General features: G+C 70.7%; 12 protein-coding genes. 7 read left to right on the forward strand and 5 right to left on the reverse strand.

The window, feature by feature from the left end; translation table 11 throughout:
* Positions 1-82 precede the first annotated feature (82 nt).
* Together LGI35_RS41910 and LGI35_RS41915 are read left to right on the forward strand one after the other, a co-directional pair.
* The gene (locus LGI35_RS41910; protein WP_227299668.1) at positions 83-1,237 is read left to right on the forward strand and encodes a hypothetical protein; all 1,155 of its coding nucleotides are present in this window, start codon (positions 83-85) and stop codon (positions 1,235-1,237) included.
* 137 nt (positions 1,238-1,374) lie between these two features.
* On the forward strand, positions 1,375-2,889 hold the full coding sequence (locus tag LGI35_RS41915) for a carotenoid oxygenase family protein (protein ID WP_227299669.1): 1,515 nt from the start codon (positions 1,375-1,377) through the stop codon (positions 2,887-2,889).
* Positions 2,890-2,920: 31 nt separating this feature from the next.
* Here the strand turns inward: LGI35_RS41915 and LGI35_RS41920 are convergent, their stop codons facing one another.
* Positions 2,921-5,878: an AfsR/SARP family transcriptional regulator gene (locus LGI35_RS41920; RefSeq protein ID WP_227299670.1), complete on the reverse strand. Its 2,958-nt coding sequence runs from the start codon at positions 5,876-5,878 to the stop codon at positions 2,921-2,923.
* Positions 5,879-6,023: 145 nt separating this feature from the next.
* Between LGI35_RS41920 and LGI35_RS41925 the strand changes: the two genes are divergently transcribed.
* Together LGI35_RS41925 and LGI35_RS41930 are read left to right on the forward strand one after the other, a co-directional pair.
* Complete coding sequence (locus LGI35_RS41925; RefSeq protein ID WP_227299671.1) at positions 6,024-6,731, forward strand: carbon-nitrogen hydrolase family protein; 708 nt, start codon at positions 6,024-6,026, stop codon at positions 6,729-6,731.
* Between the two features lie 127 nt (positions 6,732-6,858).
* Positions 6,859-7,299 (forward strand): universal stress protein, encoded by a 441-nt coding sequence (locus tag LGI35_RS41930; RefSeq protein WP_227299672.1) that lies wholly within the window; start codon positions 6,859-6,861, stop codon positions 7,297-7,299.
* Between the two features lie 16 nt (positions 7,300-7,315).
* Here the strand turns inward: LGI35_RS41930 and LGI35_RS41935 are convergent, their stop codons facing one another.
* The 4 genes from LGI35_RS41935 to fae all read right to left on the reverse strand — a co-directional run bounded on the left by LGI35_RS41935 (position 7,316) and on the right by fae (position 11,290).
* Positions 7,316-8,599 carry a hypothetical protein gene (locus LGI35_RS41935; protein WP_227299673.1) on the reverse strand — a complete coding sequence of 428 codons (1,284 nt, stop codon included), beginning with the start codon at positions 8,597-8,599 and terminating at the stop codon, positions 7,316-7,318.
* Positions 8,600-8,726: 127 nt separating this feature from the next.
* Positions 8,727-9,536, reverse strand: a complete 810-nt coding sequence (locus LGI35_RS41940; RefSeq protein WP_227299674.1) for a DUF4389 domain-containing protein — start codon at positions 9,534-9,536, stop codon at positions 8,727-8,729.
* A 186-nt stretch (positions 9,537-9,722) separates the two neighbouring features.
* Positions 9,723-10,658 carry an NAD(P)-dependent oxidoreductase gene (locus LGI35_RS41945; protein WP_227299675.1) on the reverse strand — a complete coding sequence of 312 codons (936 nt, stop codon included), beginning with the start codon at positions 10,656-10,658 and terminating at the stop codon, positions 9,723-9,725.
* 83 nt (positions 10,659-10,741) lie between these two features.
* Positions 10,742-11,290, reverse strand: coding sequence for a formaldehyde-activating enzyme (fae, locus tag LGI35_RS41950; RefSeq protein ID WP_227299676.1), 549 nt, complete (start codon positions 11,288-11,290; stop codon positions 10,742-10,744).
* A 324-nt stretch (positions 11,291-11,614) separates the two neighbouring features.
* Between fae and LGI35_RS41955 the strand changes: the two genes are divergently transcribed.
* The 3 genes from LGI35_RS41955 (at position 11,615) to LGI35_RS41965 (ending at position 15,529) form a co-directional block, all read left to right on the forward strand.
* A complete protein-coding gene (locus tag LGI35_RS41955) occupies positions 11,615-12,388 on the forward strand; it encodes an IclR family transcriptional regulator (RefSeq protein WP_227299677.1) in 774 nt (257 codons plus the stop codon).
* A 261-nt stretch (positions 12,389-12,649) separates the two neighbouring features.
* Positions 12,650-14,143: an NAD-dependent succinate-semialdehyde dehydrogenase gene (locus LGI35_RS41960; protein ID WP_227299678.1), complete on the forward strand. Its 1,494-nt coding sequence runs from the start codon at positions 12,650-12,652 to the stop codon at positions 14,141-14,143.
* 45 nt (positions 14,144-14,188) lie between these two features.
* Positions 14,189-15,529 (forward strand): MFS transporter, encoded by a 1,341-nt coding sequence (locus LGI35_RS41965; RefSeq protein WP_227299679.1) that lies wholly within the window; start codon positions 14,189-14,191, stop codon positions 15,527-15,529.
* The last annotated feature ends 45 nt before the right edge of the window (positions 15,530-15,574 follow it).

A 15,574-nucleotide genomic window follows, 5' to 3' on the forward strand; every position in this document is an offset into this window, starting at 1 on the left:
GCATGCCGGACGAGATCGGCACCCCTTATTCTTCCGCTGATCGCAGCACATGCAGCTGCAGGGCCAAGGCGGGGGACGACACATGACATATCGGCGCGCGGTGATACCGGCACTGGTCGGAGGTCTGCTGATCACGCTGTTGCTGTGGTGGGCGGGGGCGAGCACGCACGCACTGCAACTGCGCGGCACCACAAGCGTGTTCGACCCCCAGTCCGTGATCGAGCTCGAACGCTGGCTCACACCCTGGGCGTACGACTCCGCGGCGGAGCTGATGTCCGGCGGGCCTGTCGGTGGAAGCACGGTGATGGGCGGAGAGACCCAGTACGCCGATCTGTACAGCACCGCGATGCAGATCAGATTCGTGGCGGTCTTCGTGCTCTTCCTGGCCGGTGCGCTGCTCCTGGTCCGCAGGATTCCGCCGACGCGGGGCCGTACGCCCGCCACGCTTCTCGCCCTGTGGGCGTGGGCCCCGGTGGCCGGAACGCTGGCAGTGACCCTCTCCGCACCGTGGCTGATCGCGTCGAGGGGGCACGGCAGCTACCGGGTCCTGCCGGCACTGGCGAGTGTGATCGCGTCGAGCGGCCCGGTCACGGTGTTCGCCGGGTTGTTGACCGCCGTGGTCACTGTGCTCGTGGCGCGTGTGACCGCCAAGGGTGAGGATCCGCTGCCCCGGCACAGTGTGCCGCCGCGCGCCGCCCGCCTGTCCGCGAGCGTGGGGACGGCGGTGGTCGCGTTGTCGCTGGTGGTCCTCTCGTACCAATCGGTGGCGGCCTGGATCCAGACCTCGTTCAGCGGCGCAGGAATGCTGTCCGAGCCCGGCGACCTGCTGCGCCAGTGGCTGCTGCTCGGTGGCTGGACGGGCCCCGCGAGCACGGGACTGGGGGACTGGCTGCTGTACCGAACCGTCGACGTGCTGATGCTGGCCGTGGTGTGGTGGGCGCTGCGACTGCTGCCCGGCCTGCTCACGCGCGCCACGGTGCCGGCGATGGCGACGGGCGCGGTCTGCGCAACCGTACTGGGGCTGCTGGCGAGCCAGGTGCTGCACATGGCGATCGACGACACGGCCGGCGTGTACGGGCCCGTGCACCGGTTCTCGGCGCTCGGCAACGGCGTCCCGGCCGCACTCACCTTCGGCATCGCGGCAGGGCTGGCGGCCGTCGCGGCACTGCGTCTCGCCGGGGGCTCTGACACGCGTGCTGTTCCCGCCGGCCGGGACACAGCTGACGTTCCCGGGTAGCGACCCGGGCGCGGGGTGTTGCCGGCACCACCCCCACACGGGGCCCAGGCCACCTGACTCTCCGTCGGCCGCGCGGCAGGCTTTTTCCCAGCACCGGCGAAGACCCGCCGGGCACCGGTCAAGGACGGGGAAGAGCGATGAGCGGTCACACACGCCGAAGGATCCTCCAGGGAGCGGCAATCGCGGCAGCCGGCAGCGTCGTCGGGGGCTACGGTCCCGTCTACCACGCCACCGAGGCACAGGCCGCCGTCCGCGGCACGGCTGCCGGAGCCGGGGGCGGGGATTCGACTCCGTTCCTGGAGGGCGCGTTCGCGCCGGTCACCGAGGAACTCACGGCGTTCGGCCTCGAGGTGACCGGCCGGGTGCCGCGCGACCTGGACGGCCGCTACCTGCGGACCGGCCCCAACGCTCTGGGAGTCGAGGATCCCCGGGCCCACCACTGGATGCTCGGCGACGGCATGGTGCACGGGGTACGGCTGCGCGGCGGGCGCGCCGAGTGGTACCGCAACCGGTGGGTGCGTTCCTCGCAGGTGGCACGGAAACTGGGTGAGCCGTACCCCGGCCAGGCGCCGCCCGACGACTTCGCGTGCAACACACATGTCATCCCGTACAAGGGCCGCATCCTGGCCCTCCAGGAGAGCGGACCGCTGCCGTACGAACTGGACGGCGAGCTGAACACGGTGCGGCCCTACGACTTCCGCTCCACGCTGGAGGGCGCGTTCACCGCGCACACCAAGTACGACGCGGCGGCGGACGAACTGCACGCGGTGGCGTACTACCCGACCTGGGACCACGTGCGGCACCTCGTGATCGACGGGACCGGCCGCGTGGCGCGGACCACCAGGATCCCGGTCGCGGGCGCGCCGATGATGCACGACTTCGCCCTGAGCGGGAAGTACGTGGTGATCGTCGACGTCCCGATCACCTTCGACATGGCCGCTGCCGAGGCGGGCGCACCCGTGCCGTATGTGTGGAACCCGAAGCACCCGATGCGGGTGGGGGTGATGCCCCGAAGTGGTGGCGCCACGCGCTGGTTCGAGATCGATCCGGTGTTCTATTCGCACACGCTCAACGCGTACGACCAGGGCGACACCGTCGTCATGGAGCTGACCACCATGCCCGCCCCGTTCTACGCCGCGGGCCGGGGCAACGGCGGGCCCTCCACGACCGGCACGCCCGTACTCGACCGGTGGACCATCGACCTGCGTGCGGGCCGAGTGACCAGCACCCGGCTCGACGACCTGCCGCAGGAGTTCCCCCGCGTCAACGAGTCCCTGGTGTCGCGGCGGCACCGCTTCGCGTACGCGGCGAGCGCCGCGGAGATGTGGCGCGCCTACGAAACGGTCGACGGGGTGCCGCCGGACGACAAGTTCACCAACTGCCTCGTCAAGCACGACATGCTGCGCGGCAACCGCCAGGTGCACCGCTTCCCGCGCGGCGCGGCGGCCGGAGAGCCGGTGTTCGTACCACGCCACGGAGCACGGGACGAGGACGACGGCTATCTCCTGTCCTACGTGCACAACCCCGACCGCGGAGCCGGCGACCTGGTGATCCTCTCCGCCCAGGACTTCACGGCCCGCCCCCTGGCCCGTATCCACCTTCCGGGCCGGGTACCGCTCGGGTTCCACGGGAGCTGGGTGCCGGACGCGTGAGACCCGGCATCCGGTGTCTGCCGGCAACGTGTCACGGTTCGGGGAGATCGGTGCGGCTGAGGCCTTCCACCGCTTGAGCGTGCTCTCTGGGGTACCTGTCGGCGCCCGGTACCGCGAGTGCGGTGCGGAACTGGTCCCTCGCTTCCGCGATCCGGCCCGCCGCGCAATAGGAGCGGCCCAATCGGCAGCGGATGTCCATCTCACTGCGGTCGTGGTCGGGATCGTCTCGTGGTGCCAGAGTCCGGTGCTGCGAGAGGGCCTGTTGGTAGGCGGCCGCGGCGGCACGCAGGTTTCCTGCACTGTGCTCCGCCGTACCCAGTCTGGTCAGGGCGAGCGTGTGCAGAGTGACGTCGCCGGTTTCCTGGATGAGGCCGGCCACCTGACGGAGCAGGGCCTGGGTCCCGGGGCGGTCGAGGTAGAGGTAGAGGTCCAGGGTGGACGTGAGGGCCCTGTTGATCGCGCGAGGGTGGCCGAGGACCATGCCGGGGACGAACGCGGTGCGGAAGCAGGCCAGCGCTTCCTCATCGCGCCCCTGGGCGTGGTGGACGAGCCCGAGGGCGAAGGATGCCATCGCGGCGAGCCAGTGATCGTCACACTGCTGAGCCAGTTCCAGTCCCGAGGCGAGCCACGAGACTCCTTGTCTGCCTCGTTCCGTGTTCGGCCCTGCGGTTCCCAGACCGGCCATGGCTCCCAGCCCGACCAGGGCCCGGGCCTCTTCGCGGCCGTCCTCGCGCTCACGGCTGAGTGCCAGCGCCTGGTTGAGACAGGCGAGCGCCTCCGGGAAACGGGCCCGGTGCATGAGAGTGAGGCCGAGGGCGTTGCGCAGGGAGAGGTCCATACGCCGGTCGGTGGCCCGGTCCGCTTGTGCGAGAGCGATCTCGAGGGCGGTCTGGCACTCGTGAAACCGACCCCGGCCCAGAAGGTGGCCGGTCAGTGCCTCGGCGATCCAGCATGCGTGGTCGGTTTCGCCGAACGCCGCGGCGTGTCCGACGACGTCGACGAGCTCCGCGCCGGCCGAGTCGAGCCAGAGGGTTGCGTCCCTCCACTGTGTGAAGGGGGCTCCGGCGGGTTGCGGGCCATTGGGGAAGGCGCCGGCGCCCCAGGCGCTGGCGATCCGGGCGGCGTCCAGATAGAGCCGGAGGGCAGCCCGGCGTACGGCGCCGGTCTCGGCGGGTGCGGCTTCCGCCAGCCGCCGCGCATGCACGCGCACCAGGTCGTGCATCCGGTAGCGGCCCGGACGAGGCTGCTGCAGCAGACTCGTGTCCACCAGACTCTCCAGGACCAGTTCGGCATCCTGCGGCGACCAGCCGAGCATCGCCGCCGGTGTCCGCACGTCGAACTCGACCGTCGGTGCCAGGCCCAGGGTGCGGAACCCCTGCTGCTGCGTGGGTGAGAGCTGGTCGTAGGACAGGCGGAAGGCCGCCTCCACGCTGCGGTCCCCGGCGCTCAGTTCGCCCAGCCGATGCGCGTCGTCCGTCATGCGTTCCACGAGGTACGCCAAAGTCCAGGCCGGGCGGGTCTGCAGCCGCGTACCGGCGATGCGCAGTGCCAGCGGCAGCCCGTCGCACATCCGGACCAACTCACGTGCCGCCTCGGGCTCCCGGTCGGTGCGCTCCGGCCCGACGATGTGCCGGATCAGGCGGGTCGCGTTGCCGGTGCCCAGAGTGTCCAGGGTGACCCGCAGATCGGCATCCAGCGCGGGCAGGCGCCGGCGACTGACCACGATCACGCTGCTGCCCGGCCCGGACGGCAGCAGCGGTTGAATCTGCCGTGTGCCCAGAGCATCGTCGAGTACGAGAAGAAGCCGCAGGGAGCTGGTCGCCGTGCGCCAGTGAGTCATGAGTTCGTCGAGGTCGTTCGGCACCTCGCGGTCGTCCGCGCCGATGGAGCGCAGCAATCGCCTCAGCACTCGCTGCGGCGAGAGTTTCTGACGCGCTGTGCTGTGCGCGTGCAGGTCCACGAACAGGCAGCCGTCCGGGTAGCGGTCGCGGATGTGCTGAGCCGCGCGTACGACGAGCGCGGTCTTGCCGACCCCTGCCGGACCGTCCACCGCCACGACGGATACGGAGTCGGGCTCACAGGGCGCCATGAGGAGCGCGAGTTCCTCCTCCCGCCCGACGAGCTGCCCGGTGTCGGCCGGCAGCTGATTGACGGCGGGGCGGAGCCGCGACCGGTCCGGCGCGGTGGCCCGGCCCGCCGCGGGACCCAGAAGATGGCCGCTGTCCTGCCGCAGCACGGCGTCATGGATCCGGCTGAGCTCCTCACCGGGATCGACGCCGAGCTCGTCGCGCAGCCGTACACGCAAGTCCTCGTACGCCTTCAGCGCCTCCGCCTGGCGCTCGCAGCTGTACAGAGCACGCATCCGCAAGGCCATCAGCGACTCGTCGAACTGATCGGACTCGGGCAGGCAGGCCAGGTCGTCCAGGGCGTCACCGAACCGGCCGAGCAGAACCAGGCATTCGAGCCGGGCCAGCCGCAGCGTCCGCCGCCGTTCCAGCAGACGTCGGCGCTCGGCCTGCGCGAAGGGGCCGGGCAGATTGGCCAAGGGCTCGCCCTGGAAAAGCGTGAGCGCCGCCGACAACTGGTGTGCGGCGGTGGGTAGATCGCCCGATGCCTTGGCACGCAGCGCCTCGTCACCCCGTTCGGCCAGGTCCGCCACGTCGAGACGGACGTGGTCGGCCGCGCAGCGGTACCAGCCTTTGCCGCTGAGGATCACCGACTCCGCGGGCCGGGTGCCTGCGGTGTCGAGTGCTCTGCGCAGCGGATTGACGTGACTGGCCAGCACCTTGTGACCGGTGGCGGGAGGATCGGCCCCCCACACTGCGTCGAGCAGCCGTTCATGACTCACCATGGCTCCGTGGCGGAGCAACAACGCGGCGAGCACTGCCTGCCGTTTGGCGGGCCCCAGGTCCAGGGGTGTCTCGCCCCGCCAGGCCCGCATCGGCCCGAGCACCTCGATGCGGAGCCGCTGAGGCGATCTCCCGCCCACCCCCGACCTCCAGTCCCGTACATCTTCGGAAATTCGTCAGCATTGCAGCACGTCCGGCCGGGGCGGCGGACACGGTATTGCACAATCCGCACAACTGAGGGTGGTGCGAGACGGCGTCTGTGTGCCGGCTGGGAGGCTGAGGTCCATGAAGATCGCGACAGCGCAGTTCACGTGTGTTGCTGCGGACATTGCGGCGAACGTGCGGCAGATGGCTGCCCTCGTCGACGAGGCGCGCGTGCAGGGGGCCGAGCTGGTGGTGTTCCCCGAGCTCGCGCTGACCGGGTACGAGCTCGACGCCGTGCGTACCTGTCGTGATCTGTGGGTGCGGGCGGACGACCCGCGCTTGGATGCGATCCGGGCGTCCGGTGTCGCCGGAGTCGTCAACTGTGTTGCGCCCACCGATGGGGAGCGGCCCGCCATCGAGACATTGGTCTTCGGGGCCGATGGCGAACTGATCACCACGTACCGCAAGCAGCGGTTGTTCCAGCACGAGCAGGACGTGTTCGCGGCCGGCCGGAGCGACGGACGGTTCGAGCTCGGAGGACTTCGCTTCGCGCTGGCCACGTGCTTCGACAACCACTTCTCCGATCTGGTCTCCCGAGGCGCCACTGATGAGTGCCAGGTGCATCTCGCCAGCTCGCTATACGGCACGGGCGGCGGGGCGGAAGAGCTGGCGGCGGTGTATCCGGGCATCGCCGAGCGCTTCGGCCTGTATGTGGTCGTGGCCAACCATGTCGGCCCGGCCGGTGAGTGGACCGGTTGTGGCCGCTCCGCACTGTGGGCCCCGGGAGGTGCCCTGCTCGCACAGGCCGATGCCCATACGCCCATGGTGGTCACTGCCGAGGTCGGGTAGAGCGGGCGCGCGCTGTTCGACGTTCGGAGCGGCGGTCCCGGGGGCCGCCGCACACTGCTGTCCTCGCGTGGCGGTGTGTAGGGGTTTCGGAGACTGTGGTGGTACGGGCGTCGGAAGGGTGAACGCGATGGACAGGGTGCCGAGGATCGTGGTGGGCGTCGACGGTTCGCCCTCTTCGCAGGCCGCGCTGCGCTGGGCGGTACGGTACGCGGGCCTTGTGGGCGGGAGGGTGGAGGCGGTCTCGGCGTGGGAGGTACCCGGTATGGCGTCATGGTCGGCCCCGGCGGTGGACACCGACTTCGACGAGGGCCAGGCCGAGCGGGGTCTGGTCGAGGAGGTTCGCGCCGTCCTCGGCGAGGGCGGCGCGAACCTGGTGCACGAACGGCTGGTGCGTGGTAACGCGGCCGAGGTACTGGTGGATGCGGCCGAGGGCGCCGAGATGCTGGTCGTGGGCGGTCGTGGCCACGGAGGCTTCCGCCGGGCCCTGCTCGGTTCGGTGAGTCAGCAGGTGGCGCACCACGCTCCGTGCCCGGTGACGATCATCCGGCCGGACCTGTCTGTCGAGTGACCTCCCGCCCGTTGCGCTATGTCGCCTCACCCAGGTGGCTCAGCGCTTGGCGGAAGTCGTCGAGGGCGGGCCCGAACTCGCGGGCCGCGGTGTGGAAGGTCGATCGGTCGATCAGGATCTCGGCCAGTGTGCGGGGACCGTTTGCCGGGTCCTGCAGGGACAACTGGTAGGCCAGGCTCACTCCTTCGTCGAACAGCGGGCGCACTCGCTCCGCGAACAGATGGGTGCGCTGCTGCCAGTAGACAGCGGAGCGGACGGTGAGGACTCGGTGGAGCCGCACCAGTTCGGCCAACTGTTGATCCGGGTCTTCAGCGGCTCGCAGGGCAAGGCTGTCCACCCTTTCGCGCAGAGTGATCCGGCTGTCGAAGTAGCTCTGCTTGACATCGGGAGTCCACACCATGGGCGTTGACCCCGAAGGGAAGCGCGGTTCACCGGACGGCTGCCGCTCGCTGTCGGCGCCGGAGAAGGGCAGCAGCACCGCCCAGAAGGATGTTTGATAACCGCTCCAGGACCTGCGCTCACCCGTGGCGGCCAATTCCGTCAGCAAGGCGAGCGCTTCTTGCCGTACGGCGGTGGCCTGTTCGCCTCGGCCGCATGTGTCGAGCAGGTGCGCGTAGCCGATCAGCGAGTAGAGGTGGCAGGCCATCGGGCCGCGGTCGTTCGCGGCCTCGGCCGCTTCCATGTCGACGAGTGTGGCGAAGGCGTCGAGTGCTTCGCCGGACCGGCCTGCGGCATCCAGAGCGGCGATCCATTCCAGGAGTGACCAGGCGAGACTCCCGCTGTTGGGACCGTGGGGCAGGAGCGCCCCGACCCACTCGGTCAGCGCGTCGGCAGCCTCGGCGAAGCGGCCTTCCTCAGAGAGAGCCGCAGCCCATACAGGCAGCCCGCGAACCCTTGGGTCTCCGGTCAGTTTCGCCTGCGCACGGCCGACGGCGACCATCTCGGCGCGCAGGGCCAGACCTTCGGAGCGTCGGCCCTGGGCGTACAGCTCTCTCTGGCAGGAGTCGAGCGCTTCGTACAGAACGTCGGCACGGGCGGGTTCGGTCGGATCGATGGCCCGTGCCGCGGCCACCGCCTCCTCGCGCAGCGCGAGACACGCTACGTGGGGTCGGCCGGCGCCGGTGTCGTAGCTCCGGCGCTGCAGGGCCTTGGCCAGCAGGGGCAGGTAGGCGGCGGGGCTGACGTGGGCGAGTACTCGGTAGGCATCGACTTCCTCGCGCGGAGTGCGGCGTCCGGAAGCGAGCAGCACATTCCGCGCCCGCACTATGTCGTCCTGATCGACGTTCCCCGAGTGAGTCATGGCGGAGATTCTGCGTGCGTCGGAGAGGGCCGAACAAGCCTGGTGACCTGTGCCGTTCGTCCTACGAAAATGCCTTCTGACCTGTCATGATGGGTGTGTCATCACCCCTTTGACGCTGTGGAACCGGTCAGAAGTGCTCCGGTGCCACGGCGCCGGCCGAGTGATCGGTGATGTCGTAGGTGTCGTCGGAGTGGTAGTTGACGGTGCTGTTGGCGATCTGTGCGACCAGGCCGAGCAGCAGGAACAGCACGACGAGGACCTTGGCCGCGGTGTCGAGCAGCAGCGGCCGTGTGCCCGAGCGGACCTCCTCTGCGGGTACCGGCTCGTCGCCGAAGAGCCGCTTGGGGTAGGCGGGCGTGAGCAGCAGGAGATACGCGTTCAGACGCAGGCTGTACCGGACGACGGCTGCCGTGGCGGCGTACAGCGGAGCGGGCAGGCGCCCCAGGATGAGGGCGATGAGCCAGAACACCCAGCAGAGCGTGACCCAGCCGCTGCGGACGAGGGTCGCGACGATGGCCGCGGGGATGATCAGGATCAGGCGGAAGAACACCGCGAGGCGGTTGAGCGGGGTGGCGCGGAGTTCGATCTGCACCGGGTATTGAGGGGCCGAGAAGGCGAAGGGCGGGTAGCGGTCGACCAACAGCGTGGCACTCGCGTTGACCCGGGTCTCGTACGCCAGGACGGAGCCCAGGAACGAGAAGATCCCGTCCGGCAGACGCCCCATGAACAGAGCCGCGAACCAGCCGACGATCACGACGAAGAACGCCGCGACAGCGAGAAAGAACAGCACAATGTACTGGGGAATCAGCAGCAACCACCGCAGCAGCACGGTCCAGCGTCTCTGACGTTCGGGCGCGGGGACGTCGAGGGCCGGAAGCCACTCGGCGCCGCTTCCCGCGGCGCCGGTCGCGGGTCGCTCGCCCCAGCCTGTCGCCATGAGCACTCCTGATCGTTCCGGTACGGCTGACACCGACATGCTGTGCCCTCCCGGCCGAGCCCGCGCGGGCACAGAGCCAAACGGAGGCGGCCGGCAGGTGGGGGGTGGGGGAGCCCATCGCCTGGGTCCGGTGCCACACCCGGCACCGGACCCAGGCGCTCCCGCATGCCGCCGGGCCCGCTCCGGTCACACGGCCGCCGGCGTACTCGCCTCCCGCGCCTTGGTCGCCGGGAGCCGGAATTCCTGGCCCGCCAGGGACTCGTACAGACGGACCGGGCTCATCTCGCCCGCCAGGTCTCCGTGCTGGGCCTTGGAGCGGCGGTAGATCTGCTCGACCAGGGCCGACAGCTCGGTCGAGACGCCGATGTCGCGGCCCAGGTCCACGGCGAGCCCGAGGTCCTTGCAGGCCAGTGCCATGGCGAACGAGTCGTCGTAGTCCCCGTCGGTGAGGATCGACATGATGTCGTTCTCGAGGAAGTTCGAGGCGGCCGGGCTGGCCAGGAGGGCGTTGCGCAGGGTGTCCAGGGCGACGCCCGCCTTCACGCCCATGGCCAGGACCTCGGCGGACGCGGTGAGGTGGGTGAACCACAGCAGGTTGATCATGAGCTTGACCGTGTAACCGGCGCCCAGCGGACCCACGTGGAGGATACGGTCGGGGTCGCCCATCACCTCGAGGACGGGCAGCGCCGCCGCGAAGTCGGCGTCGGAGCCGCCGACGAAGATCTGCAGTTGCCCGGCCTTGGCGCCGTGCGCCATCCCGCTCACCGGTGCGTCGAGCCGGCGCACACCACGCTTGTCGAGCACCTCGGCGGCGACCCGGTCGGCGGCGGCCGGTGTGGACGTGGACATGTCGATCCACAGGGACCCGACAGGCAGCGCCTCGGCGACCGCGCCGCGCAGCAGCACGTCCTCGACGATGCGCGGGTTGGGCAGCATCGTCACCAGCACCTCGGCGTCGCTCGCGCACAGCGCGGCGGTCTCCGCCCACGCGGCACCGAGAGCCACGTGCTCGGCGGCGGCCTCGGGGCGGGTGTCGTGCACCGTCACCCGGTGCCCCGCCTGGATGAGATGACGGGCCATGTGGCCGCCCATGTTGCCCAGACCGATGAATCCGATCCTCATGATCTTTCCTTACTGCAGCGGGGTACGAGGGTGTAAAGGGAATGCCGTAAGTGCGGTGCGGGGGTGGGGAGTTGGGCGGACGGTCAGACCTTGGGCGCCGAGTCCTCGAGCTGCCGTGCCGACGGGGTGTAGAACGGGTTGGTGACACCGGACTTCGCCGCGTCGATCACGTCCCCGGCCGTCGGCCGGCCCTCGACGGCGGCACGCAGGGCCCGGTGCGCGGCGACCCGCTGGTTGCGGAAGGACTCGTCCAGGTCGTCGACGCCCGGGTTGACCCAGATCGCGGCGATGATCAGCAGGTCGTCCGCCTCGTCGGCGGAGATGGTGCCGTCGAGCACGGCGTCGGTGACCCCCTGCGCGAGGCCCGCCTGAGCCGAACCCCAGGTGGCGCGCTCGTGCAACTCCCCATCGGCGGCCGCCTTGTTGACGAACAGCGTCAGCGGCTTCACCGGCACGGAGGGGCGCACGACCGTCATGAACGGCACGTGCCCCGCGCTGGGCGTGGCCAGGGCGGTGGCCCACGCGGTCTCGACCGGACCGCCCTTGCGGCCGAGGACGATGTTGGTGTGCGCGGCGTTGACGCCGTCGCCGACGAAGGCTTCACCGATGAGGGCGGTGGAGGCGAAGGACATGGTGGTGCTCCCGTACGAGGATCAGGGTGGGGCTGAGCCGAGACCGTGGGCGTGGGAGGCCCAACGGAGGGGCCCGCCGGATGAGTTGAGGGATGTGCCGACCCGCGGCACGAGACGTGGCCGCACCGGCGGGACGTACCCCGCCTTCGGTTGGCTGCTCGGTGAAACTAGGTCGCCGCGTGTCCGGCGTGCAAGCCCGCGCAGGAAATCGAAACCGGGGTTGCGATGCGCGCAACCCTCCGCGCTCCCTGCCGCTCGGACGCCCGCGTGACCACACTCTGACCAGGCATTTCGGCGGCAGGCCGACGCCTTTACGATGCGAGCGTGAACGAAGCGAACGTCCCCCGGTCCGTCCGCAGCCAGGGCCATGGCCTGCGCCGCGACGTCGATCTCCTCGAAGCCCTCGGCTCGCCCGAGGCCCACCGCACCGGCGGCCTCGGCGTCGTGCGCATAGCCCAGCTGGTGGGCCGCGACAAGAGCCAGGTGTCCCGGGCGCTGAAGGCGCTCGCCGACGAGGGCATCGTCGAGCGGGACCCCGACAGCCTGGAGTACCGGCTCGGGTGGCGGCTGTTCTCGCTGGTCGCTCGGACCTCGGAGAGCCGGGTCGTGCGGGTGGCGGGACCGGTCATGCACCGGTTGGCCGCGGACCTGGAGGAGACCACACATCTGTGCGTGCTGCACGACAGGGAGGTGCGCACGCTGCTCTCGGTGTCCGGGCACTCCTACCGGCTGCGCGAATGGGAGGGCCGCGGCTGCCCCGCCTGGATCACCTCCGCGGGACCGGTGCTCCTGGAGGGTGCCAGCCCGGACGAGCTGTACGTGCGGTTCGGGGCCACGGAAGAGGTGTCGGTGCCCGACCTCTGGTCCCGCATCCGGCGGGCCGAGACGGAGGGGTTCGCCCGCGAGGTCGAGGAGTTCGAGCCGGGCCTGGTCGGCGTCTCCGCGGCGGTGCGCGACTTCCGCGGCCGGGTCGTGGCCGCGCTCAACGTCACCGCGCCCACCGAGCGTTTCGCGTCCCGCCTCGACCACGCGGGCGCGGCGGCCGCGGCCGCCGCGGCGAAGGTGTCGGCCCAGCTCGGCTGGGAGCCACGGCAGTGAGCGGCCGTACGGGGGAGGGGTTGCGCTGAGCGCAACTCGTGTCTCGATCGCAGCTGAGACCTTGTTCTCGGCGGTGGACGGCCCGTAAATTCCTCGCATCCCGGCCCCAGCGCGACGGACAGAGACCCCAGAGACGTCCCCGCCCCGCACCGGGCCTGCCCTTCGGCACGCCCTTTTTCGCCGGTTCGCTTGGCATTTCTTTCTTCCACCTGCCGGTTCCGTGTGCCCTGTGCGCCCGCGACCCGGTGCAAGGAGCAGCTCATGGACATCGACATCGACACCTCCATCGATATCGACCGCATTGCCAAGTCCCCTTATGGACAAGGAGACTTGTGGATCGGCGGCCAGTGGCGTGCCGCGTCCGACGGCCGCACGTACCCGGTGTACGACCCGGCCACCGGCGAGGTCGTCCGCGAAGTCGGCGCCGCCTCGGCCGACGACGCGACCGCCGCCCTCGACGCGGCGTCGGCCGCGGCCGGGCAGTGGCGACGCACCCCGGCCCGCCGCCGCTCGGAGATCCTCAACGGCGCCTTCCGCCTGATGCACGAGCACAGCGACGCCCTCGCCCGGCTCATCACTCTGGAGAACGGCAAGGCGTACCGCGACGCCAAGGCCGAGGTCGGCTACGCCGCCGAGTTCTTCCGCTGGTTCGCCGAGGAGGCCGTACGCGTCGGCTCGGGCTTCGGCGAGGCACCGGCCGGCGGCTTCCGGCACGTGGTCACCAAGCAGCCCGTCGGCGTCACCGCGTTCGTCACGCCGTGGAACTTCCCGGCCGCGATGGCCACCCGCAAGATCGCCCCGGCCCTCGCCGCCGGCTGCCCCGTAGTCCTCAAGCCGGCCCCCGAGACACCCCTGACCGCGCTGGCCGTCGCCGCGCTGCTCGCCGAGGCCGGACTGCCCGACGGACTGCTCAACGTCCTGCCGACCGACCGCGCCCCCGAGACCGTCTCCGCGTGGCTGGACGACGAGCGCGTGCGCAAGTTCTCCTTCACCGGCTCCACCGCCACCGGCCGCGTCCTGCTGCGCCAGTGCGCCGAACGCGTCGTCAACGTGACGATGGAACTCGGCGGCAACGCCCCCTTCGTGGTCCTGGCCGACGCCGACGTCGATGCCGCCGTACGCGGTGCGCTGGACGCCAAGATGCGCGGCGGGGGAGAGGTGTGCATCGCCGCCAACCGCTTCTACGTCCACGCCGACGTGGCCGCCGAGTTCACCGAGAAGTTCGGCGCCGCGATGCGCGAGGTCAAGGCCGGGCCCGGTCTCGCCGAGGGCGTCACCCTCGGCCCGATGATCAACCCGACGGCCGTGGAGAGGATCAGCGGCCTGGTCGCGGACGCCGTGAACCGCGGGGCCCGGATCACCGCGCAGGGCGAGGTCCCTGCCGACGGCGGCTGGTACCACCCGGCGACCGTCCTCACCAACGTCCCCGCCGACGCCGAGATCCTGCACACCGAAGTTTTCGGCCCGGTCGCCCCCATCGTCACCTTCACGGACGAGGAGGAGATGCTCACCGCCGCCAACGACACCGCGTTCGGCCTCGCCTCGTACGTCTACACCCGGGACCTGGCCCGCGGCCTGCGCATCGCCGAGCGCCTGGAGACCGGCATGGTCGGCCTCAATCGCGGCCTGATCTCCGACACGGCCGCCCCCTTCGGCGGCGTCAAGCAGTCCGGCATCGGCCGTGAGGGAGGCCGCGAGGGAATCGAGGCGTTCCTCGAGACCAAGTACGTCGCCCTGGACTGGCCCACCGACTAGAAACTGCCCGCCCCCGCCCCCGCCCCCACAACCTACGGAGTCCCCATGGCAATGACGCCTGTCTCCCAACGCCCCCTCGGCGCGCCCGCGGCGGGCAGCCCCCGCGACCGGGCCCGGCTGCACTTCCGCCTGAAGACCGCGACCCAGCTGGGCCAGGGCCTCGACGGCTACGTCATCGGCGGCATCGGCATGGCCATGGCCGCCCTCACGGCGGACCTGCACCTGGGCACCATCGCCCAGGGTCTCGTCGGAGCCTCGCCGCTGATCGGCATCTTCTTCGGTGGACCGGCCTTCGGCTGGCTCGCCGACCGCTTCGGGCGCCGCCCCGTCTTCATGGTCGACATGCTGATCTTCCTGATCAGCTCGGTGGCCCAGTTCTTCGTGGTGGACGGCACCCAGCTCTTCCTGATCCGCCTGGTGATGGGCCTGGCGATCGGCGGCGAGTACGCGGTGGGGGCACCCCTGCTGTCCGAGTACGCGCCCAGTAAGGGCCGCGGCCGACTGCTCGGCAGCCTGGAGATCAGCTGGTACGCGGGATACGCCCTGGCCACGGTGGTCGGCGCCCTGTTCGCCGAGATGGACGGCGGCTGGCGCTGGTCCCTGTCCAGCGGCGCGGTCATCGCCGTCGTCTGCCTGGCACTGCGCGGAGGCGTGCCGGAGTCGGCCCGCTGGCTCCTCAGCAGGGGCCGCACCGAGGAGGCCCGAACGCTCATCGAGCGGTACGGCATCGAGCTCGACGCGGACGCCGAACTCGCCGACAGCGGTGAACAGGCGGGATTCCGGGCGCTGTTCAGCCGCAAGCACCTGCGGGCGACCGTCTTCGCCGGCACGTTCTGGGCGGCGCTCGTCCTGCCGTACTTCGCGATCGGTGCCTTCTGGGGCGAGGTGTTCGAGGCTCTGAACATGGGCGACAACGCGGTCGCCGCCCTCCTCGTCTACGCGTTCACCGCGGTCGCGGGCGTCACGCTCGGCTGCCTCGTGGTCGAGCGCATCGGCCGCCGCAAGCTCCTGATCCCCCCGTTCTGGATCACCGCGGTCTGCCTCGCCCTGGTGGCGATGTGGCCGGACGTCACGCCCGTCGTGGTGGGCGGCTTCCTGTTCTTCATCTTCCTCAACGCGGCGTCCAGCGCGCTGACGGCGGTGTATCCCCTGGAGGTCTTCCCCACCGCACTGCGCACCACGGGTGTCGGATTCGCGGCGGCGATCAGCCGCGTCGGTGCAGCGATCGGTACGTTTCTGCTGCCGATGGGACTGGAACACGTGGGCCCGCGATTCGTCCTGCTCGTGGGAGCGGCGGTGCTCGCGCTCGGCGGTCTGGTCTCCCACTTCCTGGCCCCGGAGACCACGGACATGGACCTCGCCCACACCGCGCGCGCGGGACGCTGACCGCGCTGAGTGCTCATGCTCGCCAGGTCGGGCGAGCGCCCCGCC

Source organism: Streptomyces longhuiensis, from assembly GCF_020616555.1.
Classification (GTDB): Bacteria; Actinomycetota; Actinomycetes; order Streptomycetales; family Streptomycetaceae; genus Streptomyces; species Streptomyces longhuiensis.